Origin of the sequence: Kribbella sp. NPDC051137, from assembly GCF_040682535.1 — a bacterium.
Taxonomy (GTDB): Bacteria; Actinomycetota; Actinomycetes; order Propionibacteriales; family Kribbellaceae; genus Kribbella; species Kribbella karoonensis.
Genome location: NZ_JBFBBI010000004.1, coordinates 841,899 through 861,338, shown reverse-complemented (window position 1 = coordinate 861,338; position 19,440 = coordinate 841,899). Strand labels below are relative to the sequence as shown.

11 protein-coding genes are annotated in these 19,440 nt (G+C 67.8%); 9 read left to right on the top strand and 2 right to left on the bottom strand.

The window, feature by feature from the left end:
• Positions 1-250 precede the first annotated feature (250 nt).
• The 6 genes from AB0M51_RS25210 to AB0M51_RS25185 all read left to right on the top strand — a co-directional run bounded on the left by AB0M51_RS25210 (position 251) and on the right by AB0M51_RS25185 (position 12,443).
• Positions 251-5,191, top strand: coding sequence for a PKD domain-containing protein (locus AB0M51_RS25210; protein ID WP_344194804.1), 4,941 nt, complete (start codon positions 251-253; stop codon positions 5,189-5,191).
• Between the two features lie 219 nt (positions 5,192-5,410).
• Positions 5,411-5,500 (top strand): K(+)-transporting ATPase subunit F, encoded by a 90-nt coding sequence (kdpF, locus tag AB0M51_RS25205; RefSeq protein WP_344194806.1) that lies wholly within the window; start codon positions 5,411-5,413, stop codon positions 5,498-5,500.
• Positions 5,500-7,161 (top strand): potassium-transporting ATPase subunit KdpA, encoded by a 1,662-nt coding sequence (kdpA, locus tag AB0M51_RS25200; RefSeq protein WP_344194808.1) that lies wholly within the window; start codon positions 5,500-5,502, stop codon positions 7,159-7,161. The genes kdpF and kdpA overlap by 1 nt, the downstream gene beginning before the upstream one ends.
• A 65-nt stretch (positions 7,162-7,226) precedes the next feature.
• Positions 7,227-9,239, top strand: a complete 2,013-nt coding sequence (gene kdpB / locus AB0M51_RS25195) for a potassium-transporting ATPase subunit KdpB (RefSeq protein WP_363750829.1) — start codon at positions 7,227-7,229, stop codon at positions 9,237-9,239.
• A gap of 13 nt (positions 9,240-9,252) precedes the next feature.
• Positions 9,253-9,885, top strand: a complete 633-nt coding sequence (kdpC, locus tag AB0M51_RS25190; protein ID WP_344194810.1) for a K(+)-transporting ATPase subunit C — start codon at positions 9,253-9,255, stop codon at positions 9,883-9,885.
• 17 nt (positions 9,886-9,902) lie between these two features.
• Entirely contained in the window at positions 9,903-12,443 is a 2,541-nt protein-coding gene (locus AB0M51_RS25185) for a DUF4118 domain-containing protein (RefSeq protein WP_344194812.1), read from the top strand.
• Between the two features lie 41 nt (positions 12,444-12,484).
• Here the strand turns inward: AB0M51_RS25185 and AB0M51_RS25180 are convergent, their stop codons facing one another.
• A complete protein-coding gene (locus AB0M51_RS25180; RefSeq protein WP_344194814.1) occupies positions 12,485-13,246 on the bottom strand; it encodes a DUF4118 domain-containing protein in 762 nt (253 codons plus the stop codon).
• 130 nt (positions 13,247-13,376) lie between these two features.
• Here AB0M51_RS25180 and AB0M51_RS25175 point away from each other — a divergent pair, with 130 nt between their 5' ends.
• Entirely contained in the window at positions 13,377-15,365 is a 1,989-nt protein-coding gene (locus tag AB0M51_RS25175; RefSeq protein WP_344194816.1) for an APC family permease, read from the top strand.
• 6 nt (positions 15,366-15,371) lie between these two features.
• Here AB0M51_RS25175 and AB0M51_RS25170 read toward each other — a convergent pair whose 3' ends face one another.
• Complete coding sequence (locus AB0M51_RS25170) at positions 15,372-17,237, bottom strand: hypothetical protein (RefSeq protein WP_344194818.1); 1,866 nt, start codon at positions 17,235-17,237, stop codon at positions 15,372-15,374.
• Between the two features lie 172 nt (positions 17,238-17,409).
• On the opposite strand from AB0M51_RS25170, the gene AB0M51_RS25165 reads away from it, so the two are divergent.
• Positions 17,410-18,648, top strand: coding sequence for a DegT/DnrJ/EryC1/StrS family aminotransferase (locus AB0M51_RS25165; RefSeq protein ID WP_344194820.1), 1,239 nt, complete (start codon positions 17,410-17,412; stop codon positions 18,646-18,648).
• Complete coding sequence (locus AB0M51_RS25160) at positions 18,645-19,406, top strand: SDR family oxidoreductase (RefSeq protein WP_344194822.1); 762 nt, start codon at positions 18,645-18,647, stop codon at positions 19,404-19,406. Before AB0M51_RS25165 ends, AB0M51_RS25160 begins: the two co-directional genes overlap by 4 nt.
• Positions 19,407-19,440 lie beyond the last annotated feature (34 nt).

Below are 19,440 nucleotides of genomic sequence, written 5' to 3'. Positions count from 1 at the left end.
CAGGCGATCCCATTCGATAGGAACCGCGCCGGTTCCTGCATCCCGCGAATGACGTACTCGAACTCAGCCGATCGACGGGATCGGTCGCGGTCGGCCCGTGGAGCCTGCATCGATCCGGGCGAACGCCGGTACGTCGTTTGGGTGATTCGATCGCGGGTGCGGCATCTTACGGTGATCACATCCCTAGGTGGTGGGGGGCATCGTGGGCGGACGGATGCGGCGTGGGCGTCGGCGACTCCTTGCTGTCGTGGTGGCAGCGGTGCTGGGGCTGGCCGGGCCGGCCGCCGTTCCCGGTGTGAGCTTTGCGGCGCAGGCGGTCGACGAGGTGCACTACACCTTCACCTCGGAGACGTCGGTGGCGATCGACTGGCGCGGGGATGCGAACGACGTCCGGTGGGGCCTGACGTCGGACTACGGCAACACCGCACAGGGTGTCGCGCCGGCCTGGACGCCGTGGTCGTCGCCGGGCCCGTTCTGGCAGGTGGAGCTCGGCGGGCTGGCGCGTGGTACGACGTACCACTACTCGATCGCCGGCGGTCCGGACTACACGTTCCACACGCCGCCGACCGGGAACTTCCGGTTCGACGCGATCGGCGACATCGGCGACACGGTGAGCTTCTCGAAGCTGGGCGCGACGTTGTCGGCGATCGCGAACGACGATCCGTCGTTCGTGCTGACGGTGGGCGACCTGACGTACGCGAACGCGACCGGCGCGAGCATCAGCGTGGTCGACCAGCATTTCAACGACGCGATGAACTCGTTCGCGACGTCGGCCGCGTACATGCCTGCCTGGGGCAACCACGAGTACGACGTACCCGGGTCGGACGACCTGCGCAACTACAAGGGCCGGCTGCTGATGCCGAACGCGCAGACGTCGCCGGGGTCGCCCGCGATCTCGTGCTGTGGCGACGACTGGGGCTGGTTCGACGCAGGGCCGGTGCGCTTCATCACCTACCCGGAGCCGTGGACCGGCGCGTGGGCCGACTGGCAGACCAAGGCCAACGTGTTGATGAACCAGGCGCAGAACGATCCGTCGATCAAGTACATCATCACCGACGGGCACCGGCCGGCGTACTCGACCGGCTACCACCCGGGGGAGGCGCAGCTGGCGAGCATCCTGGACGGGTTCGGCAGCTCGTACAGCAAGTACGTGCTGAACATCAACGGGCACTCGCACGACTACGAGCGCTTCCAGCCGATCCAGGGTGTCACGCACATCACGGTCGGTGCGCCGAGCTCGCTCGAGGAGCCCTGGTCCAGCACGGACCCGCGGACCGCGTTCCGTGCGATGCACCTGTCGCACCTGCGGGTGGACGTGTCCGATACCGGGCTGCGGATCCAGTCGGTGTGCGATCTCGCGACCAGCAAGGACGACACCACCTGTGTGCAGGGGAGTGTGCTGGACGAGTACACGATCGGCACTCCGCCGACGACTCCGCCGAAGACGCAGTACTACGTGGACAAGACGGTGCCGTGTTCGGACACCGGCCCGGGGACCGCGGACACGCCGTACTGCACGATCACCAAGGGGGTGTCGCGGCTGCAGGCCGGCTACACGCTCTACATCGGCGACGGCACGTACGCCGAGAGCGTCAAGCCGGCCGTCTCCGGCACGTCGACGGCGCCGATCCTGATCACCGCCTGGCCAGGGCGAAGTCCGGTGATCACCGGGGTTACGAACGGCGCGTACCTGTCGACGAAGAGCTACATCACGCTGTCGAACCTGACCATCACCGGGACCGTCACCGACGGCGTCTATGTCACCAAGAGCGACCACCTAGTTGTCAGTGGCAACCGTGTGTCCGGTTCCGGGCGCCCGGCACAGGGTCAGACCGCGCCCGGCATCAGTATTCGCGCGACGGCCTCTTCGCAGGTGCTGAGCAACACCGTCGACCACAACAACGGCACCGGGATCTACATCACGAACACCAGCACCGACACGCTGGTGGCCGACAACGAGGCGAGCTTCAACGCCGAGGGGTGGGAGCGGAACGCCAACGGGATCAACGTCACCAGCCCCGGCAACACCGTGCTGCGCAATGTCACGCACGACAACGAAGACTCCGGCATCCAGTTCTACACCGGCGCGAACAACAGCCTGGCTGCGCTGAACGTGACGTACGACAACGGCGACCACGGGATCGACGACCTCAACGTGACCGGCGGCCGGCTCATCTCGAACACCGTGTACCGCAACTGCACGAGCGGCATCAACGTCGAGGGGACGTCCGGCAGTTACATCGTGGAGAACAACATCGCTGTCGACAACGCGGTCTACCCGGCATACAACGGCATCGCGTGTGCGCGCCGGGCCGGGAACATCGGGATCTGGGACTCCGCGCCGCCGACCACGACCGTCGACCACAACCTGGTCTGGCTCACGAAGTCGGGAACGCTGTACGTGTTCGGTTCGGCGTACACGTCGCTCGCGGCGATGCAGAAGGCCACCGGGCAGGAGGCGGCCGGGGTGCAGAGCGACCCGCTGTTCTTCGACGCGCCGACGTGGAACCTGCAGTTGAAGGACGGATCCGCGGCCATCGACAGAGGGGACTCGGGAGTCTCGGGCGCGCAGGCAACGGACATTCTCGGGAACGCCCGGGTGCGCGATCCGAAGGTCGCCAGCACGTTCGCCTCGGGGCCGCGGCTGTACGACGACCTCGGTGCGTACGAGTTCCAGCCGGACGTCGCGCCCGCCCCGACACCGCCGACCGCACGGCTGAGCGTGTCGCCGGCGAGCGGCACCGCACCGATGGACATCACCGCGAACGCCGGTACGTCGACCGACCCGCAGGGCCAGCCGCTGAGCTACGCGTTCGACTTCGGCGACGGCACACGCTCCGGACAGCAGACGTCGAGCACTGCGACGCACACCTATCCCATCGCCGGCAGTTACACCGTCTCGGTGACTGTCACGGACACCAGCGGGCTGTACGACACGGCCACGCAGACCGTCACGGTGACCGCGACCACGCCGACCGCCCCCACTGCGCGTCTCCTGCTCACCCCTGCAACTGGGCTGACCCCGTTGCAGGTCACCGCGGACGCCGGCACGTCGACCGATCCGCAGGGGCAGACGCTCAGCTACAGCTTCGACTTCGGCGACGGTACGACGACTGGTCCGCAGGCCACGGCTACCGCGATGCATACGTATACAGCGGCCGGCGCCTACACGGTGTCCGTGACCGTCACGAATACCAGCGGTCTGTCCGATACGACGACGGCCGGCGTCACGGCCACCGCACCGTCGCCGCCGACAGCAGTTCTGAACGTGACGCCCACGTCCGGCCTGCCACCGATGCAGATCACCGCGGATGCCGGCGCCTCGACGGACCCGCAGGGGCAGACGCTCAGCTACAGCTTCGACTTCGGTGACGGTACGGCGGCCGGTCCGCAGGCGGCGGCGTCGATCACGCACCTCTACGTGAACTCCGGGAGTTACACGGTGAAGGTCACGGTCACCGACACGAGCGGTCTCAGCGACAGTACGACGCAGCTCGTCACAGTCGCCGTACCGGCAGCTTCACCGACAGCCGCGCTGACGGTCACGCCGACGTCGGGCCAGGTGCCGCTGCCGGTCACCGCGGACGCGAGCGGCTCGACCGATCCGCAGGGCCAGGCACTCAGCTACACCTACGACTTCGGCGACGGCAGTCCGATCGTCGGTCCCCAGAGCACCGCCACGGCACCACACACCTACGCCGCCGGCGGCACGTACACCATCCGCGTCACTGTCACCGATACCAGCGGCCTTTCCGACACGGCCACGACGACCGTCACCGCGCTCGCCCCGCCGAGCGCGCAGCTGACCGTCTCGCCGTCCGCCGGCCTGGCACCGCTGCACGTCACTGCGGACGCCACCGGGTCGAGCGACCCGCAGAACCAGACACTTACGTACGCCTTCGACTTCGGCGACGGCACTACTACCGGCGCTCAGGCGACCGCCACCGCTACGCACGCCTTCACCACAGCAGGCACGTACACAGTTGGCGTCACGGTGACCGACACGAGTGGCCTGTCGGACTCCAGGACGGCAACCGTCACAGTCACACAGCCCGCAGCGCCAACCGCGGGTCTCACGGTCAGCCCAGCCTCCGGTCTGACTCCGCTACAGGTCACCGCGGACGCCACCACCTCTACGGACCCGCAGGGCGAAGCGCTGAGCTACACCTTCGACTTCGGTGACGGCACCACCGTCGGGCCGCAGTCCGCAGCGACGACGACGCACACCTACACGACCGCGGGCACTTACACCGTGAAGGTCACAGTGACCGACACCAGCGGTCTCTCCGACTCAACGACCGCGACCGTCACGACCACACGGCCCGCAGCGCCAACAGCGGTGCTCGCGGTCACGCCTGCCTCCGGTCTGACTCCGCTACAGGTCACCGCCGACGCCAGCGGTTCTACCGACCCGCAGGGCCAGTCGCTGACGTACAAGTTCGACTTCGGGGACGGCACCGTGGTGCAAGGTGCCGCGACTGCTGCCCACACCTACAGTGTGGCCGGTGCGTACACGGTCACCGTGACAGTCACGAACACGAGCGGTCTGACGGCAACCGCCACGAAGCCCGTCACCGTAGCGGCGGCTCCGGCGTACGTCGGTCAGGTCGGTACGGCGTCATCGAACAGGAACCAGGCGTCCGCCGTCATCACCACGACCCGCGCAGTCAAGGTCGGCGACCTCATCGTCCTCACCAGCCAGAACAACGCCGGCACCGTCACGGCGACCGACGACGCCGGCAACACCTACACGGCCGTGGCGACCCGGACCGACGCCACCGGCGTCCGGCAGACCGTCCTGTACGCGGTCGCGACGAAGAGCCTCGCGCTCGGAGCACACATCACCGCGAAGTTCGCTGCCGCCGGCGCGTCCCTTGTCGCGGCCGACGAGCTGACCGGTGTCAGCACGCCCGACCGTGCCGTCGGCACGACAGGCAGTACGGCGACGTTCTCGTCAGGTCCGACCGGCACCCTGGGCGACACGCACGAACTCGCCGTCAGCGTCGTCAGCCTCACCAGCGGCAAGAAGGCACCCACCTGGGCGTCCGGCTGGACAGTGGCCGGAAGCAACAACACCGGCAGCAACTACCTCGCGCGTGCGTACCTCACGACCACCACGACCACCAGCATCACCGCCACCGGAACCGCCACCGGCACCTGGACAGCCACGACGGCGACCTTCAGGCCCTGAATCGGCCGCACCCGGAGGGTGTGAGAGGTCCGTCAGAGATGCTCACGAGCCTGTTAGAGCCCTGTGAGAGGTCCTCTGAGCGGGCAACGACGGGTGTCAGGTAGAGGCATGAGCATTCCTGCCGTGAGGTGGTGCCGTCGTGGCTGACGTGGGCTATCTCGCTCTCATCGTCGTTGTGTTCGCAGCTGTCTGGATCGCGTTGCGCGGGGTGGAGAAGCTGTGAGCGCGGAGAACATTGCCGGCCTGGTGGTTGCGGTGGCGCTGGTTCTCTACCTGATCGCCGCCCTGATCTTTCCCGAGAGGTTCTGATGTCGGACACTGCGGCCGGCCTGTTACAGGTCGGCCTTCTCATCGTGCTCCTGGCGGCGTGCTATCGCCCGTTCGGTGGGTACATGGCCCGGGTCTACACGTCCACCAAGGACCTGGGGGTCGAGCGGGCGACCTACCGGCTCTTCGGTGTCGACGCGAAGGCCGACCAGACGTGGGGCGTGTACGCCCGGTCGGTGATCGCGTTCTCCGCGGTCAGCGTCGTGCTGCTGTACCTGCTACAGCGCCTCCAGCACTGGTTGCCGTTGTCGCTCGGGCTCCCGAACGTGCCGTCCGGCCTGGCCTTCAACACCGCGGCGTCGTTCGTGTCGAATACCAACTGGCAGAACTACTCGCCCGAGCTGGTGATGGGCCACCTGGTCCAGATGCTCGGTCTCGCGGTGCAGAACTTCGTCTCGGCGGCCGTAGGAATCGCGGTCGCGATCGCGCTCGTCCGGGGATTCGCACGGTCGAAGACCGACCGGCTGGGCAACTTCTGGGTCGACCTGACCCGGACCGTACTGCGGATCCTGTTGCCGATCTGCGTGCTCGGCGCGCTGCTCCTGATCGCGATGGGCGCCGTACAGAACTTCTCCGGCGGCCACGAGGTCACGTCGGTGATCGGTCAGACGCAGACCGTGCCGGGCGGGCCGTTGGCGTCCCAGGAGGTCATCAAGGAGTTGGGGACGAACGGCGGCGGCTTCTACAACGCGAACTCCGCGCACCCGTTCGAGAACCCGAACCCGCTGTCGAACCTGTTCACGACCTTCCTGCTGCTGGTGATCCCGGTCTGCCTCACCCGGACCTTCGGTGTGATGGTGAAGGACAAGCGACAGGGCTACGCGATCCTCGCGGTGATGGCGGCGTTCTGGGTCGCGTTCGTGATCATCGCGAGCATCTTCGAGTCGCAGGGCACGAGTTCGGCGGCGGCGCACGCGGCCGGCGGCGCGATGGAGGGCAAGGAGACCCGGTTCGGGGTCTGGGCCACCGCGTTGTGGGCGATTTCGACGACGGGTACGTCGACCGGCGCGGTCAACGGTGCGCACGACTCGCTCACGCCGTTGGGCGGTGGTATGGCGCTGTTCAACATGATGTTCGGCGAGGTGACGCCGGGCGGCACCGGGTCGGGCTTGTACGGCATGCTCGTACTGGCCGTGCTCGCGGTGTTCGTGGCCGGACTGATGGTCGGGCGGACACCGGAGTACCTCGGCAAGAAGATCACCGCGCGCGAGATGAAGCTAGTGTCGCTGTACATCCTGACCACGCCGTCGCTGGTACTGATCGGCAGTTCGATCGCCATGGGCCTGGCGAGCGCCCGGAGCTCGATGCTGAACACCGGCCCGCACGGTTTCTCGGAAGTCGTGTACGCGTTCACCTCGGCGTCCAACAACAACGGCAGCGCCTTCGGAGGGCTGAGCGGTGACACGCCCTTCTACAACACGGCGTTGGGTATCGCGATGCTGCTCGGCCGGTTCGTGCCGATGATCCTGGTCCTGGCTCTGGCCGGCTCGTTCGCGAAGCAGCAGCCGGTACCGGTGAACCAGGGCACGCTTCCAACCCACAAAGCACTGTTCGTCACGATGCTGATCGGCATCGTCCTGATCGTGACGGGTCTGACCTACTTCCCGGCCCTCACACTTGGACCCCTCGCGGAGGGATTGTGAGTACCCCAGTCAAGACACCCACCCGGACCGAGCGGCCGGACGCCCCCAAGAAGGCGCCTTCGGGCCTGTTCGACCCGAAGATGCTGCTGACGTCGTTGCCGGGCGCGCTGACGAAGCTCGACCCGCGGGTGATGGTGAAGAACCCGGTGATGTTCGTGGTCGAGGTCGGCGCAGCGGCCGCCACGATCAAGGCGATCACCGACCCCAGTGTGTTCGTGTGGTGGATCGTGGTCTGGCTCTGGCTGACGGTGATCTTCGCGAACCTCGCGGAGGCGGTCGCGGAGGGCCGGGGCAAGGCGCAGGCGGCGACGTTGCGCCGGGCGAAGACCGAGACCACCGCGCGCAGGCTGGTCGGTGACCAGGAGGAGCAGGTCCCGGCGACGCAGTTGCGGCTGGGCGATCTGGTGGTTGTCGAGGCCGGTCAGATCATTCCGGGCGACGGCGACGTCGTCGAGGGTGTGGCGTCGGTGGACGAGTCGGCGATCACGGGTGAGTCGGCTCCGGTGATCCGGGAGTCCGGTGGCGACCGGAGCGCGGTGACCGGCGGTACGAAGGTGCTGTCGGACCGGATCGTCGTGAAGATCATGACGAAGCCCGGCGAGAGCTTCATCGACCGGATGATCGCGCTGGTCGAGGGAGCCTCGCGGCAGAAGACGCCGAACGAGATCGCGCTGAACATCCTGCTGGCGAGCCTGACGATCGTGTTCCTGATCGCGACGGTGACCTTGCCGCCTTTTGCGAGGTACGCACACACGGACCTGAGCATCGTGATCCTCGTGGCGTTGCTGGTAGCGCTGATTCCCACGACGATAGGCGCGCTGCTGTCGGCGGTCGGGATCGCGGGCATGGACCGGCTGGTGCAGCGCAACGTGCTGGCGATGTCGGGCCGTGCGGTCGAGGCCGCGGGCGACGTGAACACGCTGCTGCTGGACAAGACCGGCACGATCACGCTCGGGAACCGCCAGGCCGCCGAGTTCATCCCGGTCCAGGGCGTGTCGGACACCGAGCTGGCGGACGCGGCGCAGTTGTCCAGCCTCGCCGACGAGACCCCGGAGGGCCGGTCGATCGTCGTACTGGCGAAGACCGGGTACGGGCTGCGTGAGCGGCACACCGGCGAACTCCCGCACGCGCACTTCGTGGAGTTCACCGCGCAGACCCGGATGAGTGGCGTCGACGTGGACGGCCGGCAGGTCCGGAAGGGCGCCGCGGGTGCGGTGAACGCCTGGATCGCTCAGCAGGGCGGGACCACGGACGCACAGCTCGGCGAGATCGTCGACGGGATCTCGGCCTCCGGTGGTACGCCGCTCGTCGTCGCGGAGAGCGGTCCCGGGGCGGCTCGTGCGCTCGGCGTGATCCACCTGAAGGACGTCGTCAAGGAGGGCATGCGGGAGCGGTTCGACCAGATGCGCGCGATGGGCATCCGGACCGTGATGATCACCGGCGACAACGCGCTGACCGCGAAGGCGATCGCCGACGAGGCCGGGGTCGACGACTTCCTGGCCGAGGCGACGCCCGAGGACAAGATGGCGCTGATCAAGAAGGAGCAGGAGGGCGGCCGGCTGGTCGCGATGACCGGTGACGGCACCAACGACGCGCCGGCGCTCGCACAGGCCGACGTCGGCGTCGCGATGAATACCGGTACGTCGGCCGCGAAGGAGGCCGGCAACATGGTCGACCTGGACTCGAATCCGACCAAGCTGATCGAGATCGTCGAGATCGGCAAGCAGTTGCTGATCACCCGCGGCTCACTGACCACGTTCTCGATCGCGAACGACGTCGCGAAGTACTTCGCGATCCTGCCGGCGCTGTTCGCCTCGGCGTACCCGGGCCTGGACAAGCTGAACATCATGGGCCTGCACTCGCCGCAGTCGGCGATCGTGTCCGCGATCGTGTTCAACGCGCTGGTGATCATCGCGCTCGTGCCGCTGGCCCTGCGGGGCGTGCGGTACAAGCCGTCCTCAGCGTCGGCGATGCTCGGCCGGAACCTGCTGATCTACGGCGTCGGCGGCCTCGTCGCTCCGTTCATCGGCATCAAACTGCTCGACCTGCTGATCGCGCTCATCCCCGGCATCGGCTGAAAGGTAACTGGACATGGCAAGCAATCTCCCTGGCTCCGTGCGGCAGTTCGGGGTCGCGATCCGGGCGGTCGTGATCTTCACGATCGCGCTCGGCCTCGCGTACCCGCTACTCGTCACCGGAATCGGGCAAGCACTGTTCCACGGCAACGCGAACGGATCGATCGTCACGGTGAACGGCAAGGACGTCGCTTCCGACCTGATCGGCCAGGGGTACACGACGGACAGCGGCAAGAAGGACGCGGACGGCAAGGCGATCATGGTCGCCGATCCGAAGTGGTTCCAGACCCGGCCGTCCGCCGCGGACTACGACGGCAAGGGCAGCTCCGCCTCACAACTCGGGCCGAACTCCGAGGAGCTGGTGAAGGCGATCGACGAACGCCGGCAGCAGGTCGCCACGCTGAACGGCGTCGACCCGGCACAGGTCCCGCCGGACGCGGTCACCGCGAGCGGCAGCGGTCTCGACCCGGCGATCAGCCCGGCGTACGCCGCCATCCAGGTCGACCGGGTCGCCCGTGAGCGCGGGCTGTCCGTGGACAAGGTGAAGCAGTTGGTGAAGCAGAACACGAAGGGCCGCACCTTGGGCTTCCTGGGCGAACCTCGGGTCAACGTAGTAACCCTCAACGCGGCCCTCGCCGCCCTGGGCTGACCGGAGGGCGTGACGGGATGATCAAGAGCGGCCGCGGGCATCTGCGGGTCTATCTCGGCGCCGCGCCCGGTGTCGGCAAGACGTACAAGATGCTGGGCGAGGGACAACGCAGGCGTGAGCGCGGGACCGATGTGGTGGTCGGTTTCGTGGAGACCCATGGCCGCAAACAGACCGAGCCGATGCTCGACGGGCTGGAGCTCGTGGCGCGGAAGATCATGGACTACCGCGGCGCGAGCTTCACCGAGCTCGATCTGGACGCGGTGCTGGCCCGGCGGCCCGACGTCGCACTCGTGGACGAGTTGGCGCACACGAACATCCCGGGCAGCCGGAACGAGAAGCGCTGGCAGGACATCGAGGAGCTGCTGGCTGCCGGGATCGACGTGATCTCGGCGGTGAACATCCAGCATCTGGAGTCGATCAACGACGTGGTCGAGAAGATCACGGGTGTTCCGCAGCAGGAGACGGTCCCGGATCGGGTGGTCCGGGCGGCGGACCAGATCGAGTTGGTCGACATGACGCCGGAGGCGCTGCGGCGGCGGATGGCGCACGGCAACATCTACGCCGCCGACAAGGTGGATGCTGCCTTGGGCAACTACTTCCGGGTCGGCAATCTGTCGGCGCTGCGGGAGCTCGCGCTGTTGTGGCTGGCGGACCGGGTGGACGCGGGTCTGCAGCAGTACCGGGCGGAACACGACATCGACTCCACGTGGGAGGCCCGGGAGCGGGTCGTGGTCGCGCTCACCGGCGGCCCGGAGGGCGAGACCCTGATCCGGCGCGCGGCCCGGATCGCGGCGAGGTCGTCAGGTGGGGACCTGCTCGCGGTGCACGTGGCGCGGTCGGACGGGCTGACCGGGGCGAATCCGGGCAAGCTCGCGCAGCAGCGCGAACTGGTCGAAAAGCTCGGCGGCACCTATCACCAGGTGGTCGGCGACGACGTTCCGAACGCGCTGCTGACCTTCGCCCGTGCCGAGAACGCAACGCAACTCGTCCTGGGCGGCAGTCGGCGTTCGCGGTTCGGATCCATGTTCAGTGGGCCGGGGATCGGTGCCACCACCATCCGTGACTCCGGTGACATCGACGTACACATCGTCACGCATCCGGAGATGGGCCGGGGACGATTGCCCAGGACACGTGGCAGCTTGTCGGTCCGGAGGAAAGTCCAGGGATTCCTGCTCGGGATCGTCCTGCTGCCCGTCCTGGCGTTCCTGCTCGACCGCGGTGGCGACACACTCAACCTGACCAGCAACGTCCTGGCCTTTCTCCTGGCCGTCGTCGTGGTGGCGCTGGTCGGCGGGATGTGGCCGGCGATGCTGACCGCTGTCGGCGGGTCGTTCGTACTGAACTACTTCTTCACCCCGCCTACGGGAACGTTCACGATCGGCGAGTTCAACAATGCGCTCGCCCTGGCGATCTTCGTGCTGGTCGCGGCGATGGTCAGCTCGGTCGTCGATCGGGCGGCCCGGCGGACCAGACAAGCGGCCCGGGCGGCCGCGGAATCGGAGACGCTGGCGACCTTGGCCGGTTCGGTACTGCGCGGCGAGACCGCGCTGCCCGCCCTGCTGGAGCGGGTGCGCGAGGCGTTCGGGATGACCGGCGCGTGCCTGATGGAACTGGTCGACAACGAGTTGCCCGAGCTGTGGCAACCGGTGTCGTCGGCCGGCACCCTGACCTGTACACGTCCCGAGGAGGCCGACGCCGAGATCCCGGCCCGCGACGACCTGGTGCTGGTGCTGCAGGGGCGGCAGTTGGCTGCGGATGAGCGTCGTTTGGTGGGTGCGTTCGCGGCCCACGCGGCGGCACTGGTCGATCGGGCCCGGCTGAGCGAGGCGGCCGCGGAGGCGAAGCCGCTGGCCGAGGCCGACAAGCTGCGTACGGCGTTGCTCCGGGCGGTCGGGCACGACCTGCGCTCCCCGTTGGCGTCGGCGAAGGCCTCTGTCACGTCGCTGCGCAGCGACGACGTGGAGTGGAGTGACTCCGAGCGGGCCGAGCTGCTGGAGACCGCGGACGAGTCGCTGGACCGGTTGTCGCGGCTGGTGGACAACCTGCTGGACCTGAGTCGCCTGCAGGCCGGCGTACTCCCGGTCTTCACACGGCCGACGGCGGTGGCCGAGGTCATGCCGGGAGTGCTGGAGGAACTGGGCGACGACGCGGACCGGATCGTTGTCGAGATCCCCGAGGCGCTGCCGCTGGTCGAGGCGGATCCGGCACTGCTGGAGCGCGTGGTCGCGAACCTGCTGGCGAACGCGATCCGCTACTCACCGCCCGGACTCCCGCCGCTCCTGACCGCCAGCGCGCTCCGCGACACGGTCGAAGTGCGCGTGATCGACCGCGGGCCCGGAATTCCTCAGGCCGAACGCGATCAGGTCTTCGCGCCGTTCCAGCGGCTCGGCGACACCGACAACACGGTCGGTGTCGGGCTCGGGCTGGCGCTGTCCCGCGGACTCGCCGAGGCCATGGACGGGACGCTGCAGCCCGACGAGACGCCCGGCGGTGGCCTGACCATGGTCGTGGCATTGCCCACAGCGGCGACGGCCTCGGGGGGAGGTGATGCCGGGTGACCAGGGTTCTGGTGGTCGACGCCGCGCCGCGCTCGAGGTGGCTAGTGCAGTTGGTCGTGAGTGGCCAATGCGGCGCCGACGTAGTCGGTGAGAGCCACCGCTACCTGCAGTTGGGTGCGGGACGGGCGGACGACGCGGGTCGACGCGATCAGGAGAAAGCGGCCGTACGTGACGCCGGCATGCTGCACGCGCAGTTCGATCTCGGAGTCGGTCGGCAGCCCGGATCGCCGTACGTCGATCTCACGGCCGAGGCGTAAGACGGTTCCGCTGTGCAGTAGAGCCGTGGGCGCGACTTCCTGCGTCTCGCGGTCGAACAGACAGTCGTCGATGTCCAGGACGTCGACGATCTGGCCGGCGACGTACTCGATCAGCCGCCCGGTCGCGGATCCGCCCGCGGCCACGATTCCGCCGGTGCGAGATACGCCGTCGAGGTATCCGTGTTGCCGGCTGGCCTCTGCTTGGTGCCGGCGACCCCACAACGCGATCTCTGTGACGGCAACCCCGACGAGGACCAGGAGCACGGCGGTCTCGATGTCGGCGCGTGCTGTGATGGCCAGCCGCTCGTACGGCTGGGTCAGGAAGAAGTCGTAGCAGATCGCACTCGACAGGGCGGCGACCAGACCGGCCGCCCGAATGCCGGTCGCGGCCGCGGCGACGACAAGGAGAACGAGGACGAGCGCCGCGTTCGTGTGTTCGAAGGCTGTGCGGAACGGCAGGATCGCGGCGCAGGCGAGGGCAGGTACCACAGCGGCGACAGCAACGACAGCAGTCCTGTTCCGCAGGATGACATCTACCCGGGTCATCGAACCATCATCACGCCGAGGCAATGTTCCTGGATCGCTTCTAACAGAACTCTGACAGCATTTCGCGAGGCGGCGTTAGAAAGGTGTTAGGAAAAGCGGTTCAGGCAGCCGGCGGTGGTTGAGTTTGATTGTGAAGGCGCTTGAACTGCCCAAGCGGTTCCTGGTCGGCCGGCCGTTGCGCAGCGAGCGGCTGGGCGAGACGTTGCTGCCCAAGAAGCTCGCTCTGCCGGTGTTCTGCAGTGACCCGTTGTCCTCGAACGCCTACGCGACCGAGGAAATCCTCCTCATGCTCAGCCTGGGTGGGCTGACTCTGCTGCATCTCACACCGTGGGTCGCCGCGGTGGTGGTCGCCCTTCTGATCGTGGTCGTGTTGTCGTACCGGCAGACTTGCCACGCCTACCCCAATGGTGGCGGGGCGTACGCCGTCAGCCGGGCCAACCTCGGCACGAACGCGTCGCTGGTCGCGGCCAGCGCGCTCCTCGTCGACTACGTCTTGACGGTGGCTGTTTCGGTAGCGGCCGGTGTGCAGAACATCATCTCCGCGGTACCGCCGCTCGGGCCGCATGCGGTCCTGGTGTCGATCGGCATGATCGCGATCCTCGCCGTGGTGAACCTGCGGGGCATCAAGGAGTCCGGTACGGCGTTCGCGATCCCGACGTACGGCTTCATCGTGGTCGTCCTGACGATGATCGCCCTCGGCCTGTTCCGGATCTTGACCGGCAGTACCCCGCGCGCCGAGTCGGCGTCGTACGGGATCGCGCCCGCGGGGAACGCGGGCGGTCTGCTCGTCGTGCTGATCGCGATGCGGGCGTTCGCTTCCGGGTGTACGGCGCTGACCGGAGTTGAGGCCGTGAGCAACGGCGTACCGAACTTCAAGCCGCCGAAGAGCAGGAACGCGGCCGCCACGCTCGCCATCATGGGCACCATCACCGTCGTGATGTTCGCGGGCATCACGGCGCTGGCGCTGACGTCCCATGTGCACGTCGCCGACGACCCGGCGCGCATCACCGGGGCACCGGCCGGCTATCAGCAGCGGACGGTCATCGCGCAGGTTGCCGGATCGGTGTTCGGGGGATACCACTCGATCGGGTTCTTCGCGGTGCAGTTGTTCACGGCGGCGATCCTGGTGCTGGCGGCGAACACCGCGTTCAACGGGTTCCCGATCCTGGCGTCGCTGCTCGGGCACGACGGGTTCCTGCCGCGGCAGTTCTCCCGCCGCGGGGACCGGCTCGTGTTCAGCAACGGCATCGTGATCCTGTCGGCGCTGGCCGGCCTGCTGATCTGGGTCTTCCACGCGAGTACGACCCGGCTGATCCAGCTGTACATCATCGGCGTCTTCGTGTCGTTCACGCTCAGCCAGGCCGGCATGGTCGTGCACTGGTCCCGGAAGCTGCAGGAAGCCCCGCTGTCCGTGGTGCGCAGGGCGATCATGCGGTCGCGCGCGATCAACGCTCTGGGCGCGGTGTTCACGGCTGTCGTGCTGGTCGTCGTACTGATCACGAAGTTCACCCACGGCGCGTGGATCGTCGTTCTCGCGATGCCGTCGGTCTTCCTGCTGATGAAGGGGATCCGGCGGCACTACGACCGGGTCGCCGCGGAACTGCGGCCGTCTCCGGGCGGAGTCACGCTGCCGGCGCGGGTCTTCGCGATCGTCCTGGTGTCGAAGCTCCACGAGCCGACCCTGCGGGCGCTCGCCTACGCGCGGGCGACCCGCCCTACCTCGCTGACCGCGGTGACGGTCGCCACCGATCAGGAAGCCTCGGACGGGTTGCTCCTGGAGTGGACCGAGCGGGACATTCCGGTCCCGTTGAAGGTGCTGAGTTCGCCGTACCGCGACGTCACCGGCCCGGTGCTCGGTTATGTGAAGGACATCCGGCGGACGAGCCCACGTGATCTGGTCGCGGTGTTCATTCCGGAGTACGTCGTCGGACATTGGTGGGAGGCGCTCCTTCACAATCAGAGCGCGCTGCGGTTGAAGGCCCGGCTGCTGTTCCAGCCGGGGGTGATGGTCATCAATGTCCCGTGGCAACTGGGATCGGCCGCAAGCCTCGAGGCTCGCCGCGTCGACGGCCTCCTGCCCGGCCACCCCACGGGCCCGCGGCTCGACCGGTCGGCGTGACTCTCGTCAGTCCTCGGCGAGGACGATTACCAGGTCCCGGTCGGTGAGGGTCAGCGGCTCGTGTTTCGGTGGATTGAGGACTACGCCGTACGACGGTGGCTGGTAGAACTCCTCGCGGATCCGGTAACCGAGCGCGGTTTCGCCGTGGCGCGCGGCGGCCTCGACGACGGTCGCGAAGTTCCCCGGCCGGCCGGGGAGAAGGTATCCGGCCGCGGGCTTGAGGTAGATCTCGGCACCGGTGGGGTTGAAGAGGTCCTCGAAGACGGCGGCGAGGTGGCGATTCTCGGTCAGTTGGGTCAGCAGCAGGCTGACGAGCTTGTCGCTGACCACGAAGTCGTCGGCGCGGATGACCTCGGCGAGTTCACGGTTGGAGTCGTCGTCGATCTCGCTGACGATCGAGTACGGGCGTTCGAGGGACGCGGCGAGGTCGCGCAGGTGCAGCAGCGTGATGAGCGTGCGTGCGTCGGACTCCTGAGCGCTGAGGCCGTCGGTGGACAGCACGATGGCGTGCCGGCAGGACTGCGCATCCAGGCGTTCGAGATCGACGCGGCTGGTCGGATCGCAGCGCTTCGTCTCGATGACGAGATTGGTGGTGGCGCGGATCAGGTCGTCGACCGGGCCGGGGCAGGCGACGCGGAGTACCGACCCGGGGAGCGCGAACGCGTCGAGTAGCTCGATGACCTGCGGTGCGCGTTTGTTCCAGCCGAGCAGCAGAGTGGTTTCGGGCTCCGGGTTGCTGCGTCGGTGTGGCGAGATCGCGGACTCGACGATGCGCGGGGAAGTCCCGGTCAGCTCGATCAGGGTGTCGTCCTCGGCGAGCACGATGACCTCGTCGGTCGCGACGATCGGCTGGTCGGCGGACGGGTTCAGGGTGATCGATCCGTCGGTATGCCGCAGCCCGACCGGTACGCCGAGTTCGTACGCGTGGGTGGCGGCGCCGAACGTCTTGCCGGCCAGGGTCGGTTCAGGGCGAAGGTAGAACTCGTTGCCGGCGAAGGCGAGCAGGTCGGCGCACACGGACGACAGCCCGGACTGGCGATGCGCGTTCACGATCAGCCGGACCGCCAGTTCGTCGGCGTCGACCAGTTGCGTTCGTGACCCGCCGGCCAGCCGTGCGGCGGGGAGGTTGGCGGAGTCGGTGACGGCGGCAACGACATGCGGTCCGGGGTTCGCCGTCTGGTGGCTGCCGATCGACAAGAGGGTCTTGACGACATGGATGTCCGCATCGGGCCTGGCCGGCGGCAGCACCATCACCGAACGTGCGGAGGCCAGGCTGACCAGACCGAGGTCCGCCGGGTGCAGGGGATCGCCGGACCGGCAGACGACCCGGGTCTTGCCGAGGTCGTGCACCCGGGCGCGGATGGCGTCCTCCATCTCGGCCTTGTCCTTGTTCGCGAGGATCGCGACGCATGAGCGACGGTTGCTCCGGTTGGCGTTCACAAGTTCCGCGACCACGGTAAAGATCTGCTCGGACCAGCCGAGTACGACGGTGTGGTCGCGCTCGACGATGCGGGACCGGCCTTTCCGCAGCACGGCGATCCTGCTCTCGAGGCCGGTGGTGAGGACACCGATGAACGAGCTGACGATGAAGATGCCGCCGACTGTGACCGCAAGCATCAGACCGAGGAAGACGAGACCGCCTTGGTCGCCGCCCATCGTGCCTGGGTCGAGGGTTCGCAGCAGGCTCATCCACAGCACGCCGTGCCAGTTGCCGTGCCCGCCGACGTCTCCGGGAGCCAACAGCAACGCCAGACCGGAGACCACCAGCACCAAGGCGACCGAAGCAAGCCCGAGCCAACCGATCAGTGCGGGTGTCCCACGCGACATCGTGCCGTCGAACCAGTACCGCAACTTGTCGCGCCAACTGCCCACGAAGCACCCCACCATCTCGCTGAACGGCCCCAGGGCACTATGCCATCCGGCCGGCTTCCCCGTTGTGTCCAGGGTGCCGGCCGGGCGGCGGCGCAGGCTTGCGAGGTCTTGCGCAGGTCCTTCTTGAACCTTACAGTAGCGGCTGTCTTGAACGTTTGAGAAGGGAGTGCCGATGAGCCGGTTCGTGGTTCCGTATGCGGGTGTTTCCAACGAGCTGGGGGCGGACGAGGTGGCTGCGGTGACGCGCGCGCTCGGGCAGCAGACGCTGTCGATGGGGCCACTGGGCAGGCAGTTCGAGGACGGCTTCGCCGAGATGCTCGGCGCGCGGCACGCGCAGGCGACGAGTTCCTGTACGACGGCGTTGTTCCTGGCAGCTCAGACGCTCAGGCTGGAAGCGGGGGACGAGGTGATCACCACTCCGCAGACGTTCTGGGTGACCACCTGGCCGTTGCAGGCGCGCGGCTGCACGATCCGGTTCGCGGACATCGATCCGGACAGCCTGAACATCGACCCGGCGTCGGTCGCGGCGCTGATCACGCCCCGGACCAAGTCCATCTGGGTGGTGCACCACGGTGGTCGCGCGGTCGACATGGATCCGATCATGGCGCTGGCCCGGGAGCACGGTCTGACCGTCGTCGAGGACTGCGCCCACGCACCGGGCGCGACGTACAAGGGTCGCAAGGTCGGCACGATCGGCGACATCGGTTGCTTCAGCTTCCATTCGCTGAAGAACATGACGACCGGCGAGGGTGGGGCGTTCGTGACGAACGACGACGACATCGCCGGGAAGGCGCGCGAACTGGGCACCATCCACACCTGGGGGCCGCTGGTCGACCGGCAGTCCGACCGGATCGGGCCGTACGGACAGCCGGCGTACTACCGGGACCCGCACGTGCGCTCGGCGTTCACGAAGAGCTATCGCGACAACCGGTACCTGATCGGCAACAACTACCGGATGAGCGAGGTCGCGGCGGCGCTCGGCCTGGCACAGCTGGGCAAGCTCGACCGGTTGAACAAGCGGCGGCAGGAGATCGCCCGGCACCTCGACGACGGCCTGGCCGGTACCCCGGGAATCACAGTGCAGCGTGAACGGAGCGAAGCGCCGAGCATCTACCACCTGTACACGATCTTCTACGACGAGGCCGTCGTCGGGCGGTCGAAGGACGACTTCATCAAACTGCTCGAGCAGGTCGAAGGTATCGAGATCGTGCTGCGGTACTTCCCGATCCACCTGCTGCCGGAGTTCCGTGCCCTCGGTCACGAGTTCGGGGAGTGTCCGGTGGCCGAGCAGACCTACTTCGAGCGCCAGGTCCAGCTGCCGATCTACACGCAGCTCACCGATGCACAGATCGGTCACCTGATCGGCGGCGTCCAGCGCACGGTCGAGGCGCTGTCGGGGAGTCGGACATGAACGCGACCGGCGACTCCGCAGGCCGGACCGTCGCACTCGTGACCGGCGGCTCGAAGGGTCTCGGAGCCGCGATCGCGAAGACGCTTGCCGCCGACGGCATGAGTGTCGCGATCAACTACCACTCCGATCACGCTGCCGCCCGGCAGGTGCGGACGCAGATCCGCGAGGCCGGGCACGTTGCGGAGATCTTCCAGGCCGACGTCACGGACCCGGACCAGGTCGCGGAACTCAACGCCGGCATCTTCTCGGCCCTCGGCTCGGTCGACGTGCTCGTCCTCAACGCCACCGGCCCGCAACCGGATGCCGAGATCGAGGACCTGAGCTGGGACGAGATGCTCCGCCAGTTCGAGTACTTCGCCCGGAGCCCGCTGCTGCTCGCGCAGGCGACGATCCCTCGGATGCGACGGCAAGGCTACGGCCGGATCATCTCGATCGGCTCCGAGGCCTTCGAACTCGGTACACCAGGAAGCAGCGCGTACGTCGCCGCGAAAGGCGCGCAGCTGGGTCTGACCCGATCGTGGGCGCGTGAACTCGGACCGACGGGCATCACGGTCAACCTGGTCGCGCCCGGCTTCATCCCGACCGAGCGGCACGCCGCGGTCTCCGAGCAGGACCGGGACACCTACGGCGCCGGCGTACCGATGCACCGCCTCGGGCATCCTGACGACGTCGCGGCAGCGGTGTCGTTCCTGGCGTCGCCGTACGCCGGATTCGTGACCGGTCAGCGCATCGCCGTGAACGGCGGTCATACGCTCTGAATCCACCACGAGCACGGTCATGCACGAGTCGGGC